This is a genomic window from Paenibacillus sp. CH40 (assembly GCF_024213605.1).
Lineage (GTDB): Bacteria > Bacillota > Bacilli > Paenibacillales > Paenibacillaceae > Paenibacillus > Paenibacillus polymyxa_B.
The window spans coordinates 242,803-260,438 of sequence record NZ_JANAVQ010000005.1; the positions used below are offsets into that span (position 1 = coordinate 242,803).

Consider the following 17,636-nt stretch of genomic DNA (forward strand, 5'->3'; position numbering starts at 1 on the left):
ACCATATGTATTTACTATCGGTTATTTTGAGCTGAATTGATAGATTTATTACTAATTTGTCCAATACGCTAAAGAATTTCTTGCATAGCATGGAGTATCTTGCAATTTGGAGGGATAAGGTATGGGTTTTTTTCTGGATATGAGAAGCTCCACCAATTCATCAAAAACAGGTGAGGGTCCCGATATACAGCTGGGTCCTATACCGGAGCGGTTCGGTTTGATCACCCTGCGAACCTTTCTTGTGCCGGGTCCGATTGTAACTTTTAGTGGTTCCATTGGTCTGATCGGTGAGCTTGGCGATACGTATGCGGTTGAAATCGTGCGTGGAGCCGACTATGATCCGAGCGAGGTAGTCTACCGCGCCGAGGGAGTACTGGGCGTGACTGGGGCTAATGAAACGCAAGCTTTTAATGCACAGGATCTGTCCGCTCCATGGGCAATACAAACCGTATATTCTTCTTATATTTCTGGTGTATCGACCACTGTTCGTAATGGTCCAGAGGTGTTCACAGGCATCGCTTCGACTCCGTTTTTGTAAATATATCAGGTGAATATTTTTTTAGTAAATGCTCGCTGCCTGTTCGTGGTTCTCCTAGGATAGGCCGCTGCGCCCAAGCTTAACTAGCCACGAGCATAGACAGACATCTGCTGCAGACTCGTGGCTATAATTCTCAACAACACCTAGAGCACAAATGACCTAGTTGTTGTAATTTCCTTTATGAGCGTGTTCTACAGAGTTGATTGTGCTTCTCGAATTCTAATTTTTTAAGATCTCTCGCAAATACACTGTCAACTCATCTGCTGCTTTGGCATGGGCGGAGAGCCCGGGATGGCTGCGAGATCCTATCGTTTCTTCCGTCGTGTTAGGCAGTTGGAATACGGACACATTCCGATCTCTCGTTCTTTTCTTGTACGCGTCTACCGCTCGGTAGATTGAGGGCATCATCGGAGTACCCAGCATCCCATAGGCCCACACAATATGGGCAGCAGGATTGCAGGTCCGAAGCTTAACAAGAAAATATTCGACAGCGCTTTCAAAAGCTTGTAAATCTTCTTCATTGAATGTGCCGTCCTCGTTCAAGCGTTGCTTGTACACTTTCCCGCTTGCTGGGTCCGTCCATGCAGGTGAATAAAAGGCTCCCCCGTCATTAGTCCCCAAATTCACTACGACCACGTCCGGCTGCCATGAGGTAAAATCATGATCTGAAAATGCCCCTAATGCTTCATTTCTCTCACCGGTCAGCACACCACACACCTGCTCATAATACGCTGGTATGTTCGCGTGCGGATTATTATCCCAGCTTGTTAGGACACCCCATCCGCTTTGTGATAACACTCGGTAGTCCGCATTCAGTGCTTCGGCTGTTATGGCTGTATAATTGCGTAGTGCTGTGAACAGCATGGGAACCCAGTCTGTCTCCTCCTTCGCTCCAATCGTTCCTTCTCCCGAGGTAATGCTGTCACCGATAAATTCCACCTTGAAGGGCTTATCAGTGACTGGCAGCAATTCCCCGTCCACCTTCAGGGCATGGATTTGCAACAAGCAGCGCGAGTCCGAACTCATAGGCTGGACATCCTTGACTATACGGACATTTTTGACCGTGTCAGGGTTCAATCCTCTCAAAAGACAGATCCAATGCCGTCCTGCGGTCCCCATCAGGCGACTCATCGGAACACCATTGATGACAATACTGATCCAGGGTTCATACACCTGGTAATCGGCCTCAATTTCAATCCACAGCTCTGAGCCTTTGATATTCAATTCAATGCCACTGCCTGTCCAAAACAGAGTAAGAGGTGTGCGTGTTTGCGTAGTTCGGCCATGAACCTTTACATGCTTTGCTTTTGTAAGTGGGTATGTCTTCAATCTCTTGTTATGTGACATTTCGACATCCTCCTCATGATATCTAAATGAATGCTAGTTTCTGTAATATTGTAAAAGAAGTGACAGGGAATCTCAAATTCTATTTCTAAACAAGCAAGGGTCCAAGGTTTTATATGGATTATTCTTCTCGATCACGGACTTTAGAACAACATATGATATCAAAGAAGCACCAGCCAAATTGAAATTTGCTGGTGCTTCTTTGATATACGGAGCAAAGATTACTTGCTAAGTTGATTTTTTCTCAAGTATTATTTTTATCCATTAGTTAGCTTTGCCGAACATGACGATATTAATCGCCTTGCCGAAGTCTATGCCTACTTTGCCAGTTAATTCTGCGGTTTTTTGTGCTAACACGACTGCATTGACACCACAAGAGAACAGCGCAATGTCAAAGTCATCTTTGTGTGCTGCGATCCATTGGAGTGTTTCAGGCATTTGTTCATATTGATGAAATGCCAGCGTGTATGCGATATGCAGCCCGTATGGTTCGGCCTCAAGAACAGGCTTCACTTCAACGGCCGTCCGGGTGACCAGCAGAATGCGTCGATTTTTCAGCATGTCCCAGAAAGCGGGTGTCTCAGCCAAATACCGATTCAGGCAGGCATGGCAGGTCAGCGCGGGGGAAAGAGCATAGTGAGCAAAAACCTGATCGGTCAGCTCCCGCTTCATATAGGATGGTGCTTTAATAGATTCGTCATCATATGGCAAAATGCCAGCAATGCTGGCTTTGCTCACTGCCTCAGCCACCGCGTCCCGTAGTTCCGTATTCGGTAGAAACAGTCCCTTTTGACCGAGATTGGCTTTGACCGCCCAACGTTCCTGTAATACCTTTTCCATCGGCCAGACGGTGTCCTGCGACAACACCAAATTTTCACCATCCCCAATACGAATGAGAGAAAAGGGCTGGTGCTGATCGAGTGCTAGCTTCAAATGTTTCAGTACCTCGTCAATCTCCAGATACTTCGGATTAGTCATATCATGTTTCCTCCCTGTCGTTCCTGCTTAATTCAACTTTTCAGATGGAGTAAAAAACTTTGTATTCTATCATATGTCGAAAGTGAAAAGGTTTTTGTATGAACGGCTATTCTTTTTGGATTCTACCTATTTTTACAAGATTCGTTGCATCTGTACGTGCCGTTTCAGGAGCGTCTTCATAACTTGAGAGAAGACGGTTGAAAGGGAGGAAGATCAATGAAGCGCAAGATTGTGATTGAAATTAATTTTAATAACTATGGGATGAATCCCAACCGTTTGACACGTGAGTGGATCAGCGAGCGACTGGATATATTCAGAACCTTTACGCTGCGTAGTTTACTCAGTCAGACAAATGCGGATTTCCTATCTGTCGTCAAGCTGGCGGGCGGATGCAGTGACATCGTGGAAGAGGAGCTGGCCAAACATGAGCCCATTCCCGACCACATCCGGTTTGGTACGAGCATCGAAAGTAAACGCCGTATTAATACGTATATCGAAGGCGCGGACGAACTGCTCATTGCTCGAATAGATTCCGACGATTTGTATCACCAGTCATTTGTACAACAGTTGCATGATTACAAGTTTCAACCGGAGACAGTTGCGCTGGTGAACCAGATGGGTTACCTGTGGGATGCGGTTGAGGGGCAGATGGCACCGGTGTTTCACCGTTCACCTTCCTTTTATGTGTTTCGCTATCAAGTAGAGGATTTTCTAAATGATTACCGTGTCGTTATTCCTGGGAAGGGCACGCACGGATATGTAACAGAGCTGCCACATGAGGTCATTCCACTTCGCAACTATGTGAACGTCATTCACGCCGCAAATACTTCGGTGAAAAAAGTGCCGGCGAAGGATCGGCTGTCAGAGAATGAAATGAATGCTGTGCTGGCTGAATTTCTGGGAACAGGCATTGCCAATTCATAACGGTCAGGAGGAGATTATATTGTTCAAAGGAAAAAAACTGCTGGTGACCGGAGGAACAGGATCTTGGGGGCAACGCCTAACGGCTGAATTGCTAAAGGAGGGACCGGCGGAAATTCGTATTTTCTCACGCGGTGAATTTGCACAGATTGCCATGCAGCGGCAATTTCAATCTGATCCTCGCCTGAATTTCATGATTGGAGATATTCGAGATCTTCAGGCATTGCAGGAGGCATGTCGCGGAGTGGACTATGTATTCCATTTGGCGGCATTAAAGCATGTCCCCGTGTGTGAGAGACAGCCGGAAGAGGCTTTTAAGACGAACGTACACGGTACGGAAAATGTGATCCGGGCCAGTATTGAACAGGGAGTCGCCAAGGTAATTGATGTCTCTACAGACAAGGCGGTAGACCCGGTGAATGTATATGGCATGACGAAGGCGATAGGTGAAAGACTGATGATCCGCGCCAACACTTTAAGTGAGCGTACTCGCTTTGTGTGTATTCGTGGCGGCAACGTGTTGGGGACGAGTGGAAGTGTCGTGCCCCTGTTCAAGCGCCAGATCGCGGAAGGGCAGGATTTAACGCTGACGAGTCCAGATATGACACGCTTTTTCCTCACGCTCGGAGAGGCGATTGGCTTGCTGCTGAAGGCTTCTGTCACGGCGATTGGGGGAGAGACACTTGTGATGAAAATGAAGGGCTGCAATATTGCAGATCTGGCAGAAGTGATGAAAGAACAGGCGGGGCAGCCTGCGTTGAAAGTGAAGGAGATTGGTATACGTGGTGGAGAAAAGCTGCATGAGGTGCTGATTTCGCCCTATGAGGTGCCGCACACGTATCGCTATGATGATCGTTATTTTGTTATTCTTCCCCAGCAAGCAGACGAACGCTTACTGAGCCAATATGGTGGATTGGAACGAGTGAGCTTCGATCAATATCGCTCGGACGATGAGTTGATGAACCGCGCTGGAATTGCTGAGCTATTGAGAGGCATGGAGTAACGATGAAAGAGGTGGGTATTTTGCAGCTTATGGAAAAAATAACTAAAGGAACTGTAAAGGTTGCGGTAATCGGCCTCGGTTATGTAGGGCTGCCCATGGCAGTGGAAATGGCAAAGGCTGGTTATGATGTATATGGTGTGGATTCCGATCCCGTCAAAGTAGCCAAGCTCCTTCAAGGAAAGTCGTACATCATAGACATTGGCGATGATGCATTGGAAGGTCTGATCGGGCAGCAATTGCATCCGGTTACGGATATCAAGGTGCTGGAGCATGCGGATGTCGTTGTGATCTGCGTGCCTACGCCGCTGACGGACGGACACCAGCCGGATACGTCCTATATTGAAACGGCTATTGATCAGGCCATACCTCATTTGCGTAGACAAACACTGTTGATTCTGGAAAGCACCACCTATCCCGGAACGACCGAGGAACTGATTCGGCCGGTGATAGAGCAGCGCAGGGGCTGGACAGTAGGTAAGGATTTTTATGTGTGCTTTTCACCGGAGCGTGTTGATCCGGGCAGCGTTCATTTTAACATTCGCAACACACCCAAGGTGATCGGCGGTTGCACACCGGATTGTCTGGCAGCGGGAGTAGGTTTTTATGGGTCCTTTTTGGACCAGATTGTACCAGTCAGCTCGACAACCGTGGCGGAAGCCGCCAAGTTGTTCGAGAATACATTCCGCAGCGTCAACATTGGAATGGTTAATGAGCTGACAGCCGCCTGTGAGAAAATTGGCATCAATATATGGGAGGTACTGGATGCGGCGGCAACCAAGCCATTCGGTTATATGCCTTTTTATCCGGGACCTGGGATCGGGGGGCACTGTATCCCGGTTGATCCGCTATACTTGTCATGGAAATCCGAGCAGCATGGTTTTCCACTGGAATTCGTGGACTTGGCAGATCGCATGAACCGGCGTATGCCGCTGTATATCGCGGAGCGAATTGAAGCCATGCTCGCTCAGAAAGGTAAAGCCATAAACAAAGCCAAAATTATTCTGGCAGGTGTGGCCTACAAAAAGGACATTGATGATGTTCGGGAATCCCCAGCTCTTGTCCTGTTTGAACATCTAATAAAAATGGGAGCTTCGGTGAGCTTCACTGACCCATATGTATCGAGCTTTAAACTGAACGGTGAAGCAATCTCCTCTCGAACGGCAAATGCCCAGTTATGGGAAAGTGCAGATATCGTAGTCATCACGACAGACCATTCTGTGGTGGATTACCAACAGCTGGTCGACCATGCCCCGCTGGTCTTCGATACACGTAATGCGACTGCACATTGTACAGGTGGACATGTCGTCATCTTGGGGCATCCCGGTGATGGAGGGGGCGCCGCTGTTGGCTAACCGTGATCAGGTAAATGAACGTTATTACGGGCAAATCAATTCGGAAGAGTCCCATGAAGCCACCCGCAATAGAATTCACTGGATTTGCCGCCATGCACAGGGCCATACTGTGCTGGATGTTGGGTGCAGTCAGGGCATAACGTCCATTTTGCTTGGGCGGGAAGGATTTAAGGTAACGGCCATTGATTTGGAAGAGGGCAGCATTTCTTATGCAAAAAAAGAACTTCGCCAGGAATCCGCACCCGTCCGGGGAAGAGTCCACTTTCAGTTAAAGGACATTTCACAATTCGAGCGTCCTCCCGGTGGATTTGACACCATTATTTTAGGGGAGATTTTGGAACATTTTGCGCATCCTGACACCCTACTGGCTCATGCTTATCGCTTGTTGAATAAAAAGGGAACGCTTGTCTTGTCTGTACCTTATGGATACCATCCGTTTCATGATCACAAGCGGACTTACTATGCCGGGAGCCTCTCCCGTGTGTTGTATCCTTATTTTGATGAACAAGCGCTGGAGGTGCATCACAAATATTTGTGCTTTGCCGGACGCAAGAAGTCGAAAGAACTGCGTGAGGCCAAACCAGGGGTAGAGCATCTGAATGAGTGGATGAAACTGGACGAGGAGCAATTTCGACTGGTGGAGCAGCAGCATGTTCGCAAAATGAATCAGCGAAAGGCCGCACTCGATAAGGCGGTACAGCGAATCCGGCATATGGAGGAACAACTTTTGCCGTTGCACAGGTATGCACGTGTCGAACAGCTAGACAAGACGCAGGCTGAAAGGAGAGGTGCATATACTGATGGCGAGTCTACCGGAAAAACGACGGCAGAGTCAGCCAAAGGTAAAGGGGATGACGTGAAGTCATGACTAAGTATCCAATGACTATCAGCTTGTGTATGATCGTAAAAAATGAGGAGCAGACACTGGCCCGCTGTCTGGATTCGGTCGCAGACCTGATGGATGAAATTATCATTGTGGACACGGGATCGACGGATCAGACGAAGACGATAGCATCCCGCTATACGGATCGGCTATATACGTTTGAATGGAGGGATGATTTTGCAGCCGCACGTAATGAATCGTTTGACAAGGCGACGTGTTCCTACATCATGTGGCTGGATGCGGACGATGTGCTGCTGGAGCCGGACCGTGAGCGCCTGCGTGCCTTGAAGCAGCGTTTGTCTAAGGATATCGACGCAGTGGTAATGCCACTTCATTTGGCAGAGGGGGAGCAGGGTGAACTGTTGTTCACCTCACGCCGTATCCGTCTCGTGAAGCGTGAACGACAATACCGCTGGGAAGGGCGTCTGCATGAGGATCTGGTGATACCTCAGGGACAAATCGTGCATTCGGATGTGGCAGTAACTCACCGCCGAATGCAAGATCACACGCTCCGTAACCAACGTATTCTCGCCCGGTGGATCAGCGAAAGCGGCAAGCTGGAGGGGCGTCTGCTGTATTTGCACGCCAATGAATGTTTTGACCGTAAAGAATATGCCGAGGCGGCAGAGGCGTTCAACCATCTGTTGGAGGAGCCGAGCGGCTACCGTGAGGATCGGATTACCGCTTGTGCGCGGTCGGCGGAATGCTATCTTCACCTCGGGAAGCCGGAGCAACAGCTGGATAGTCTGTTACGCTCCTTTCGATACAGTGTGCCGCAAGCAGACTTGTGCTGCATGATCGGTGATTGGTTTTTCACACGAAACGAATGGACCACCGCCGCATACTGGTATGAAAAGGCATTGGAGCAACAGCATCACCTTCCGGGTATGCGACCTGTTCCACTACCATGCTACTCCTGGTTACCTCATGTGCGGCTTAGCCATTGCTATGCCCATATAGGTCAGCTGGACGCTTCGTATGAGCATAACCAAACCGCTTTACGCTATTTGCCCGACGACCCGCATTTACTGGATAATGCACGCAAGCTCAAGGAGGCTATTTCCAACTCCCCACCCTCAGCCCGTTCCTCAAAATAGTTCAAGCTGTTCCGGTCCGTTATCCTCTTCGGGTGGCTTGCGAAGGGGAAAAGGTTTAGGGTCCATGCCAAGCATGGTCATGAGCTGCTTGGCGTTAGCAGCGGCGTCTCCACCTGAATTGTTATTGAAAATAACACACACCTCACGGCTTTGCTGCTCCAGCTCCAGCAATCTGTCTCTCCATTCGGTCAACTCTTGTGCATTGTACCGATACAGATAACGAACCTCCCGCCAATTAGGTGCGGAGCTTTGATTCCAGCCCGATATGTTCCGTCCGTGGAGACGTACGATTGTCAGATTGCCGTCTGTAGCCAACGGCACAATGGGAACCGACCCCGGTCCCGCCTGCGGCTCGTCGCATACGCTGTGTATCCAGCCTTCTTCACGCATGAATGCCAGCGTTTGTTTCCGAAAATCGGGTGTGAACCAGCTTTGATGTCTGAATTCAAGTACGGATGGGACCTCTCCCATCCTTTTTTTCGTGTCTCGCAGTACAGCGACATTCTCACGTGTACAGTCGAACCAGGGTGGGTACTGAAACAGCACGGCTTTGAGCTTGCCCGCTTCGCGAAGAGGTTGTATAGATGCATGCAGTGCTTCGTACATGGCATCTATTGTTTTGAAGTAAGGCTGCTTGCCGCGGGTATGTCCAGTCATGCCTTGATAGGCTTTGACGAGAAATGAAAAAGAGTCAGGGGTTTCCGCCGCCCAGCGTGCCATACGATCTGTGGGCTGCACCGCATAGAAAGAACTATCCATCTCTACTACCGGAAAATGGCTTCCATAGACGCTTAGTTTTTGGTTAGCTTTGGTGCCGGTTGGATACAAGTCATCATGATCGCCCCAACCCGTAAGTCCAATTTGAATCATAACTTCCCCGCTCCTTTCTCTTATGAATCCTTCTAAAGGCATTCCCATGAATCATTTTAATGATAAAATGGGGTGAATCACATGAAGTTGGTATGAAGTTCCTATGAATATTTAAGCTCAAATGAATCCATTTCATAAATGATTAAACCATTTTGATCTATATGTACTCTTTATTAAAGCTACTGAAGGTATTATGAAATGGATTCAAATAACGATTATTGTAACATGTTTGTTGTTCAGGATTTTTTGTAAAACCCTTATTCGTAATGCTTTTGAGTTTCCAGTTTGAAAAAGCTAATATAGTATGTAATAGAGCGAAATGAGTTCATGGAGGAGAAACGATATGGCAGAATGGTACGAGCAAAGCTTTGGGGAAGATTATTTATTGGTATACAAGCATCGCGACTTTCAGGGAGCCTATCAGGAAGTGCAAAAAATGATCTCCTGGCTCAAATTACCGCAAGGCTCCAGCGTATTGGATTTATGCTGTGGGATGGGCCGTCATTCGCTTGCGCTCGCAGATGCAGGTTATAAGGTGACAGGTGTAGACCTTTCCAATGTGCTGCTGAGAGAGGCTCGTGCAGCTGATTCCGAAGGGCGGGTAAATTGGCATCAAGGGGATATGAGAGAGGTGCCGCTGGATGAAAGCTATGACGCGGTGATGAATTTGTTCACCTCCTTCGGTTATTTTGAAAAGGATGAGGAGCAGCTTAAAGTACTAAAGGAAATATATCGGCTGTTGAAGCCGGGAGGACGCTTTATCATAGATTATTTGAACCCTGCTTATGTAACCGCTCATTTGGTACCGCATTCGTCACGGGAGGATGAAGGGAATTGGATTGAGGAGCGTCGGGTCATTGAAGATGGCTTTGTGAAAAAACAAATTGCGATTCGGTCAGCTGCATCCGTTGCGGGCACTGAGGTAGCCTCTGCTCTGGGCACGACTCCTACTGAGGGAGAACCTGCGCGCGTGTATCATGAACGAGTGAAGCTATATCCATATGAAAAGTTTCGTGGATTGCTAGAGCAAGCCGGACTATCTGTAGAGCAGGTACACGGAAGCTATAATGAAGATCAATATATTGAAGATGCTTCGCCTCGAATGATTTTTGTCGGCGTGCGGGCTTGAAACAGAAAGGCGGATGGAAGCCATGAAATTGCCAGAGCTTACACCGTGTGAGCGAATAGACGGAGGCTTTCAGGTCAAAATATCCATGTCCTTTCCGCTGCGCTGGGTGAATAGCTATGTGCTCAAGGGACAGCACGGTTTTACGATTGTAGACCCGGGGCCGCGCAATATGGACACTGAGGCAGAATGGGCGCATGTCTTCCAACAGCTGGGGATGTCCTTTGGGGATATCTCTGACATTGTGGTGACTCATCATCACCCCGATCATTACGGATTGGCGGGCTGGATGCAGCAGCAAAGTCAGGCTCGTGTACATATGTCAGCTCGAAGCCATAAGGAAGCGATGATGATGTGGGACGCTCCAGAATCGACGGTCGCTATGGAGAACAGGCTTCCCAGCTTCTTTGTCCAGCATGGCTTTCCTTTGGAGCAAGTGTCGGCCTTGGAATTACATATGCGGCAGGCATATTTGCAAGTGAATCCACAGCCTGAAATTACCGTTATTCCTACCGGAATGGACGCTCGTCTGGAATGGGGTGAACGCAGTTGGCTTCCCGTCGAGACAGGAGGACATGCGCCCGGACATGTGTCCTTATATGACCCGAATAGCGGCGTTATCCTCTGCGGTGACGCAGTTTTGCCGCAGATTTCTCCTAATATCAGTCTGCTGCCAGACAGTGATGCCCAGCCGTTGAAGTCTTATGTAGACGGCTTGCAGCGTCTAGGCGAGCTGGAGGTAGCGTGGGCATATCCGGGGCACCGCAATCCGTTTGGTTATTTTCGGGAGCGGACGCAAGCGTTGCTGGCGCATCATGAAGAACGGCTGGAGAAATTCCAGCAGCTGATCCAACCGGAGGGCAGCACAGCCTATGAGCTGTGCATTGCCATGTTCGGTGGCAAGCTGGGTATTCACCAGCTAAGGTTTGCCATGTCCGAGACGCTGGCTCATCTGGTGGAACTGGTGCGCCGTGAACGGGCCTCTATGAGCGAGACGGACTCAATCACGCGCTTCTATCCCCTTTGCCGTCAATAGTCGCGGAAAGTTAACCAACAAGTGACATGACGAAGCAACATGACAAGCGGCATGCATGCCAGAAAAGAGGATTTTATGAATTTGCTGCTGCTGGGAGCTACCGGACGCGTAGGACGGTACATATTAGATTATGCATTAGCGGACGGACATGCCGTTACGGTCCTTGTTCGTTCACCGGACAAGCTGGAGGATTACGCACCCGGATACGGGAATCAGCTGCAAATCGTACAAGGCGATGCCACTAATGCAGAGGACGTAGCACAAGCGCTGAAGGGTGGGGCGACGACCGTGATCAGTGCGCTGAATACGGATGGAACGACTACCTTATCCGCTAATATAGCCCTGCTGATCCGGCTCATGCAGGAGCAGTCCATTTCCCGGCTCATTACGGTAGGAACGGCAGGGATTTTACAAAGCCGGACCGAACCGGACCTGTATCGGTACGAGTCCTCCGAGACCCGGCGACGCAGCACTCGTGCGGCTGAGGAACATCGGCGAGTGTACGAATTGCTGCGTGAATCAGCACTAGACTGGACAATCGTATGTCCAACCTATTTGCCAGATGGAGAGCGGACAGGGATTTATCGCGTGGAAAAAGATTTTTTGCCTGAAGGTGGCTCACAAATTACCACCGCGGATACGGCTGATTTTACCTATCGTCAATGCAAGAGTTACGAATTTATCCGTACACGGGTAGGCATTGCCTACTAATCATGGAACGCCAAACAAAGCTTCATTTTTAAGCATTCAACCAGAGCGCGGTAAGTGTACCTACTCATTGCGTTCTTTTTTTCATTTGACAAACACTCAGGCTTAGAATACTATGGTTCTTAACGGAAACACTGTTTCCTGAAATCTTGTGTAGATCTTTAATTTATTATAGTAGCATCAAGCAACAGTTTTTAATAAGCAAAAGGAAGTGTATTGAATCATGTCCGAGCCATCGCATCCCTATAAAACCTATTCGGAAGTGAAACTACAGCAGCAGCAATTGTTACGTAAAAATGTCATCGATGCGGCATGCATCCTTCTTGCGGAAGAAGGGCCAGAGGCCGTGACGGTGCGGCGAGTTGCGCAGAAATTAAGCTGTTCTACCAAGATCATTTACAGTATTTTTGGCAGTAAGGATGGTCTTGCCAATGAGATGTACCTGGATGGATGTCGGTTATTGGCTGAATCCTTCCAGCAAGTACCTGTTACCGAAAGCGTACTCGCTGATCTTGAAGCTCTATGCTGGGCGTACTGGGAATTTGCGCAGCTTCATTCAGCCTATTACAAAATGATGTTTGGCGGTGCATTATCTGATTTCAAGCCGGATGAACAGAGCTTGGAGGGTACCACAACGGCATTGTCACGAATTCTGCACACCGTCACACATGCTATGGAGATAGGGGCACTGAAAGAGGAAGATCCGCTGTTGGTTGTCCGAATGCTGTGGTCTGCTTTACATGGAGTCATACATCTTCAGTTTGCAGGTCATTTTTCAGATGTAGATATGGCTCAAGGAGTGTATACATTTACACTGAAGAATACGCTCGTAGCATTTAAAACATCCTCATCCCCATCGTAAATATGAAGTGTACTGAGGTCGTCATAGTAGATGACTTCAGTTCATTATAGAGTAGCGGTAACAGTGTTTCTAAAATAAAACTATGATACTATGGAGGTTATCATCATGTTTATGTACGCAAACAAAACAGCTCTGATCACAGGGGCTTCATCAGGGATTGGCGAGGCCTTTGCCTATTCGCTCGCAGCTAAGAAATGTAATCTCATTTTGGTAGCACGCAATGAAACCAAATTAGAGACGCTGGCTAAAGAACTTTCAGCTAAATATAACGTAAAAGCAACGGTGATTGCGATGGATCTTTCCACACCAGGAGCACCCCAAACATTGCATCAGGAGGTTCAAAAGCAACAACTAAAGGTAGATCTCTTGATTAACAACGCCGGTTTTGCCACCTATGGATACTTTGAGCAGGTTTCAGGAGAACGACAGCATGAGGAAGTGATGCTCAATGTGGCTGCTTTAGTCGACATCACACATGCATTTATGCCTGATTTATTGCGTAAGCGGGATGGTGGATTAATCAATGTTTCTTCCACAGCTGCATTTCAGCCCGATCCTTATATGGCGGTGTATGGAGCAACCAAAGCATTTGTGCTTTCTTTTACTGAAGCGCTATGGGCCGAAAATCGGAAACGGGGGCTTAAAGTTCTGGCCCTTTGTCCAGGCTCAACAGAAACGCCTTTTTTTGATATTGTTGGCGCAAGTGAAGCGTCAGTTGGAATTAGGGAAACTCCCCAAACCGTTGTGAAGAACGCGTTGAGAGCATTTGAAAAGGGGCGTAGTCACATCATTTCCGGTCGCCAGAACTATTGGGTAGCTCAGGTGTCCCGGTTATTCTCTCGTCAATCCACGCTGGGAATTGTAGAACGTGCACTGCGTCCAAAAAATGGATTGTAATTTATGAATGAAGGTAATCTGGGCTTGAAATGTCAGGATTGCTAAATCAATATGTTGTGAGTTTTATGCACCGGGTCTGATCGTTTCTAACTCGACTTGAATCAGACCCGGCGTTCCTATTTGTATAGATCAAGCACTTAGACCCTATTCAAGCCCTCGGGAATATAGTAAAATTCCATCCCGTTTCTCCCAGCCGTTAGCTGACCAGAAGCGTTGACCCCCTGCGTTATGCTCCATTACAAACAGATGACATTTATCAATGCCTTCTCTCAGCAAAGCAGATAACGCCTTATCCACCAGTCTGGGCGCGATCCCTTGACCACGATGTGCTGTGGCTACACCCAGATGATACAAAAACCCCCTGCGAGAATCGTGACCCGCTAAAATCGTGCCTATAATGTTTCCGTTGTACTCACAGACAAAGCTAAGTCCTTCGTTCCGTTGTAAAAAGCGTGCAATCCGCTCCGGTGAGTCGGCCTCGCTTAATCCCAATCCGTCTAAGCCATTCCAAAGCTCAATAGCCTGATCATAATCGTCAGCCTGCATCGTACGGAATGTATATCCTTCAGTTACGTTTGCCATGTCTAGTTCTCCTCTAACCCTGTATATATCTGTTGTATTCCAAGCGTTATTTGTTATTTAACGTGTTGTATTTGGTGCGCTTTCTTCCCCAAGCTCCTGCTCGCGCTCTGCCTGTTTGCGATGGGCGATACGGCTGCTGGCCGAAGCTGCGATAGCGCCCACGATGTCGTCCAGGAACGTATGGATCGGCCCGAGGCTTTTATCGTTCAGGCGTTCCAGCACACCCGGTTTGAGCTTATCGACATAACCGTAATTGGTAAATCCAATGCTGCCGTACACATTTACGATGGAGAAGGCCAGAATCTCATCCACTCCGTATAATCCCTCATCATTCTCAATCATGTCTTGCAATGGGGGAAGAAGAGCGCCTTGTTCGGCAAGGATATCCAGTTGGATGCCCGTGAGCACTGCATTTTGAACCTCGCGCTTCATCAGCACCTTGTCCACATTCTCAATACATTCTTCCATTGTTAGGGTCGGGTAATATTTCTTTTGTAAAAGCATGACCAGTTCTGCAATTTCAGTCAGGTGTACACCACGCTTGTGCAGCAACTCGCGGGTGGCATCGGCTACCTTTTTACTATTCAGGCTGTATGGTGCTTTTTTCTTGTCCATAAAGTTGAAATTCCCTCCTCGTATAGATCCTGATTTCTACTGCAATTATGACCAGTGTGTCCAGTCTGCTGAAAAAGTAGTTATTTTTTACGCGAGGCTCGTATACATATTAGTACAATCTGTACAAAATTGTTAGGGAGGAACTTCACTTATGAATATAAAACACCCATGGCGTATGACCTCTGTAGCTGGACTGCTATCCCTACCCCTGTTGTTGTCGGGCTGCAGCCTTTTCGGCAACGAATCGGCATCCATTGACCCCCCGCCGTCCACGACAGAGCAGTCCATGATTAAGGCTGTAACCGGAAAAGCACCTGCCAGTACAGGTCAACTGAGGGCTGTTTTTTTGCAAGATCATAACGGTTTGCTGGCCCCGGTATCTTTACCGATTGCTACAGGTGATGTGCAGGCAGATGCCAAGTCAGCGCTGGAAACATTGGTTGAGGGCGGGCCGTATGCTGGATTATTACCAGAGGGATTTAAAGGGGTAATACCCCAGGGTACAGAAGTAAAAAGTGTGACAGTGGACAAGAACAACAAGCTGGCTGTTGTCGAATTCAACAAATCTTTCGCCAACTATAAGCCACAAGAAGAACGAAAATTAATGGAGAGCTTGACCTGGACCCTAACCGACCGTCCCGATATTGAGAGCGTACAGATCTGGGTGGATGGCAAAAAGCTGAACGAAATGCCTGTTGGCGGCACACCGCTGGATCATCCATTGACGCGTGCAGTAGGTATTAATTTGGAAATTGGTCATGGCGTGACACCCCTGGATTCCAGTCCAGTCACTGTGTATTTCTCTTCTTCTTCTCCTGCTGGAGTTCAATACTATGTACCTGTAACCCGGTTGGTTAGCCCTGAGAAAGATCGTGTCCAGTCAGCACTGCATCAATTGATTCAAGGGCCGCAGACCAAAGATGGGTTACAAGAAGTGATGACAGGGGAGACGGCGCTGAAATCGGTAGAACGCTCCAAAGACAACGTAATTACGGTATCTCTCTCAGATGATATGTTTGCTAAAGGAGAAGCTGTGCCTGCTGAATTTTTGGAATCGGTTGTGCTGACAGCGGCAGACAATTCAGATGATGCGGTCAAAACAAAAATTCGGATTGAACTGAATGGTGAAAAAAGCGTAATTGGACAAAATAATCAAAATTATGGAGAGCCTGTAGCCAAGCCGCAACATATTAACGAAATCCCTCTTTAAGGGCGGGAATCGTCCTTGGGGTGCTTTTGCCTGCACACTTTGGTAAAATAAACATATAAGAACAGGTTGCATACGACGTAGGAGGAAAAAGCATGAGTAGATCTAACGGACGAAACGGTGATGAGCTGCGCCCGATGAAATTGACAGCAGGAGTAAATAAATACGCGGAGGGCTCTGTTTTTATAGAGGTTGGCGAGACGAAAGTCATTTGCACGGCTACTGTAGAAGAACGCGTACCCCCCTTTATGAAGGGACAAGGAAAGGGCTGGGTGACCGCAGAGTATTCCATGCTTCCGCGTGCGACTCATAGCCGTAATCAGCGTGAAGCTGCGCGTGGGAAGCTGACAGGCCGTACCATGGAAATTCAGCGTCTGATTGGAAGAGCGTTGCGTTCAGTGGTCAATTTGCAGGCGCTTGGTGAACGGACGATTACGTTGGATTGTGACGTCATTCAGGCGGACGGCGGAACACGCACAACCTCAATTACCGGTTCTTTCGTAGCGTTGGCGATTGCGGTTAATAAAATTGCCACCCAGCACAAGCTGCCTGTTTTTCCAATTACCGATTTTCTGGCTTCCGTCAGCGTAGGGGTTGTTGGTGAAAAAGCGTTGCTGGATCTGAACTATGAAGAGGATTCCAAGGCCAAAGTAGACATGAATCTTGTCATGACTGGCAGTGGAAAATATGTTGAGCTGCAAGGTACAGGTGAAGAAAGCCCATTTGACCGTAACGAATTGGATCAACTGCTTAGCTTGGGCGAACAAGGGATTCTGCAAATGATTGAGCGCCAAAAAGAAGTGCTTGGACCGATTGCTGATAAGATCGGTGCTGGACGTACAGGAGCTGGCGCCTAATGCGGCTGGATGGCCCAGTCGTCATTGTCGCTACGAAAAATAAAGGAAAGGTGCGGGAATTTGCGCATGCTTTTGAGCCGTTTGGCAAGGAAGTCAGAAGCATGTACGATTATCCCGACATTCCTGATGTCGTTGAAGATGGCAAAACCTTTGCCGAAAATGCACTAAAAAAAGCTAAAGCGGTTGGAGATGTGCTCGGTTTGCCCGTACTGGCCGATGATTCCGGCCTCTGCGTGGACTTGCTGGACGGTGCGCCGGGGGTATACTCGGCCCGTTATGCTGGAGAAGGTGCCAGCGATCACGAAAACAATATTAAGCTGCTCGACGTTCTGGAATCGAAGCAGCTGGGTGATGATACGGGACAGCCTTTGCTAAGCCCGGCTCAATTCGTCTGTACCTTGATTCTATATAATCCGCAGACTGGCGAGACGTTGGAATCGACAGGCTCTGTGGAGGGCTGGATTACTACTGAAACCGCCGGCAGCGGCGGGTTTGGGTATGATCCGCTGTTTTATTTGCCAGAGTTTGAAAAGACAATGGCCGAGCTGACGTTGGAACAAAAGCAGGCTATCAGTCACCGGGGGATAGCTCTGCGTGATTTGGCAACAAAGCTGGGTAATCCACAGGCATAGCATTGGTAACAGGGGCGAAATCATCCCCCATTCACATAACGAAAAAAAGGCTATCCGTCAGTCATAAGCTGCGGATAGCCTTTTTGGTACTTTCTGTTCCCCATATAGTACACAGCGAAAAATTGCCG

General features: G+C 48.3%; 19 protein-coding genes. 14 read left to right on the forward strand and 5 right to left on the reverse strand.

Annotated features, from left to right (window positions below; all coding sequences use genetic code 11):
* Positions 1-121: 121 nt before the first annotated feature.
* Complete coding sequence (locus NLX73_RS17070) at positions 122-538, forward strand: hypothetical protein (protein WP_023990042.1); 417 nt, start codon at positions 122-124, stop codon at positions 536-538.
* 219 nt (positions 539-757) lie between these two features.
* On the opposite strand, the gene NLX73_RS17075 is transcribed toward NLX73_RS17070, so the two are convergent.
* Both NLX73_RS17075 and NLX73_RS17080 read right to left on the reverse strand, forming a co-directional pair.
* Entirely contained in the window at positions 758-1,885 is a 1,128-nt protein-coding gene (locus tag NLX73_RS17075) for an SGNH/GDSL hydrolase family protein (RefSeq protein ID WP_254326781.1), read from the reverse strand.
* A gap of 261 nt (positions 1,886-2,146) precedes the next feature.
* Positions 2,147-2,860 (reverse strand): GT-D fold domain-containing glycosyltransferase, encoded by a 714-nt coding sequence (locus NLX73_RS17080; protein WP_254326782.1) that lies wholly within the window; start codon positions 2,858-2,860, stop codon positions 2,147-2,149.
* A 216-nt stretch (positions 2,861-3,076) separates the two neighbouring features.
* Here NLX73_RS17080 and NLX73_RS17085 point away from each other — a divergent pair, with 216 nt between their 5' ends.
* From NLX73_RS17085 to NLX73_RS17105, 5 genes are read left to right on the forward strand one after another with little or no spacing between them, the layout of a single operon-like run.
* On the forward strand, positions 3,077-3,784 hold the full coding sequence (locus NLX73_RS17085; RefSeq protein WP_254326783.1) for a glycosyltransferase family A protein: 708 nt from the start codon (positions 3,077-3,079) through the stop codon (positions 3,782-3,784).
* 19 nt (positions 3,785-3,803) lie between these two features.
* Positions 3,804-4,784, forward strand: coding sequence for a polysaccharide biosynthesis protein (locus NLX73_RS17090; RefSeq protein WP_039272612.1), 981 nt, complete (start codon positions 3,804-3,806; stop codon positions 4,782-4,784).
* Between the two features lie 2 nt (positions 4,785-4,786).
* On the forward strand, positions 4,787-6,136 hold the full coding sequence (locus NLX73_RS17095) for a nucleotide sugar dehydrogenase (RefSeq protein WP_235308530.1): 1,350 nt from the start codon (positions 4,787-4,789) through the stop codon (positions 6,134-6,136).
* Positions 6,129-7,004, forward strand: a complete 876-nt coding sequence (locus NLX73_RS17100; protein WP_254326843.1) for a class I SAM-dependent methyltransferase — start codon at positions 6,129-6,131, stop codon at positions 7,002-7,004. The genes NLX73_RS17095 and NLX73_RS17100 overlap by 8 nt, the downstream gene beginning before the upstream one ends.
* Positions 7,001-8,116, forward strand: a complete 1,116-nt coding sequence (locus tag NLX73_RS17105; RefSeq protein WP_254326784.1) for a tetratricopeptide repeat-containing glycosyltransferase family 2 protein — start codon at positions 7,001-7,003, stop codon at positions 8,114-8,116. Before NLX73_RS17100 ends, NLX73_RS17105 begins: the two co-directional genes overlap by 4 nt.
* Here the strand turns inward: NLX73_RS17105 and NLX73_RS17110 are convergent.
* Entirely contained in the window at positions 8,108-8,986 is an 879-nt protein-coding gene (locus NLX73_RS17110) for a DUF72 domain-containing protein (RefSeq protein ID WP_254326785.1), read from the reverse strand. The genes NLX73_RS17105 and NLX73_RS17110 overlap by 9 nt on opposite strands.
* 343 nt (positions 8,987-9,329) lie before the next feature.
* Here NLX73_RS17110 and NLX73_RS17115 point away from each other — a divergent pair, with 343 nt between their 5' ends.
* The 5 genes from NLX73_RS17115 to NLX73_RS17135 all read left to right on the forward strand — a co-directional run bounded on the left by NLX73_RS17115 (position 9,330) and on the right by NLX73_RS17135 (position 13,615).
* Complete coding sequence (locus NLX73_RS17115; protein ID WP_254326786.1) at positions 9,330-10,115, forward strand: class I SAM-dependent methyltransferase; 786 nt, start codon at positions 9,330-9,332, stop codon at positions 10,113-10,115.
* A 22-nt stretch (positions 10,116-10,137) separates the two neighbouring features.
* Positions 10,138-11,148, forward strand: a complete 1,011-nt coding sequence (locus NLX73_RS17120; protein ID WP_254326787.1) for an MBL fold metallo-hydrolase — start codon at positions 10,138-10,140, stop codon at positions 11,146-11,148.
* A 75-nt stretch (positions 11,149-11,223) separates the two neighbouring features.
* Positions 11,224-11,859 (forward strand): NAD(P)-dependent oxidoreductase, encoded by a 636-nt coding sequence (locus NLX73_RS17125; RefSeq protein ID WP_254326788.1) that lies wholly within the window; start codon positions 11,224-11,226, stop codon positions 11,857-11,859.
* 220 nt (positions 11,860-12,079) lie between these two features.
* Positions 12,080-12,718, forward strand: a complete 639-nt coding sequence (locus NLX73_RS17130; protein WP_061828860.1) for a TetR/AcrR family transcriptional regulator — start codon at positions 12,080-12,082, stop codon at positions 12,716-12,718.
* A gap of 105 nt (positions 12,719-12,823) precedes the next feature.
* Positions 12,824-13,615, forward strand: a complete 792-nt coding sequence (locus NLX73_RS17135; protein WP_254326789.1) for an SDR family NAD(P)-dependent oxidoreductase — start codon at positions 12,824-12,826, stop codon at positions 13,613-13,615.
* 144 nt (positions 13,616-13,759) lie between these two features.
* Here NLX73_RS17135 and NLX73_RS17140 read toward each other — a convergent pair whose 3' ends face one another.
* Positions 13,760-14,197 (reverse strand): GNAT family N-acetyltransferase, encoded by a 438-nt coding sequence (locus NLX73_RS17140; protein WP_250260547.1) that lies wholly within the window; start codon positions 14,195-14,197, stop codon positions 13,760-13,762.
* Between the two features lie 57 nt (positions 14,198-14,254).
* A complete protein-coding gene (locus NLX73_RS17145) occupies positions 14,255-14,812 on the reverse strand; it encodes a phosphatidylglycerophosphatase A family protein (protein WP_039272599.1) in 558 nt (185 codons plus the stop codon).
* 151 nt (positions 14,813-14,963) lie between these two features.
* Here NLX73_RS17145 and NLX73_RS17150 point away from each other — a divergent pair, with 151 nt between their 5' ends.
* The 3 genes from NLX73_RS17150 to NLX73_RS17160 all read left to right on the forward strand — a co-directional run bounded on the left by NLX73_RS17150 (position 14,964) and on the right by NLX73_RS17160 (position 17,508).
* On the forward strand, positions 14,964-16,022 hold the full coding sequence (locus NLX73_RS17150; protein ID WP_023990027.1) for a GerMN domain-containing protein: 1,059 nt from the start codon (positions 14,964-14,966) through the stop codon (positions 16,020-16,022).
* A 92-nt stretch (positions 16,023-16,114) separates the two neighbouring features.
* Entirely contained in the window at positions 16,115-16,876 is a 762-nt protein-coding gene (gene rph, locus NLX73_RS17155; RefSeq protein WP_013311675.1) for a ribonuclease PH, read from the forward strand.
* Positions 16,876-17,508 (forward strand): XTP/dITP diphosphatase, encoded by a 633-nt coding sequence (locus NLX73_RS17160; RefSeq protein ID WP_250260549.1) that lies wholly within the window; start codon positions 16,876-16,878, stop codon positions 17,506-17,508. Before rph ends, NLX73_RS17160 begins: the two co-directional genes overlap by 1 nt.
* Positions 17,509-17,636 lie beyond the last annotated feature (128 nt).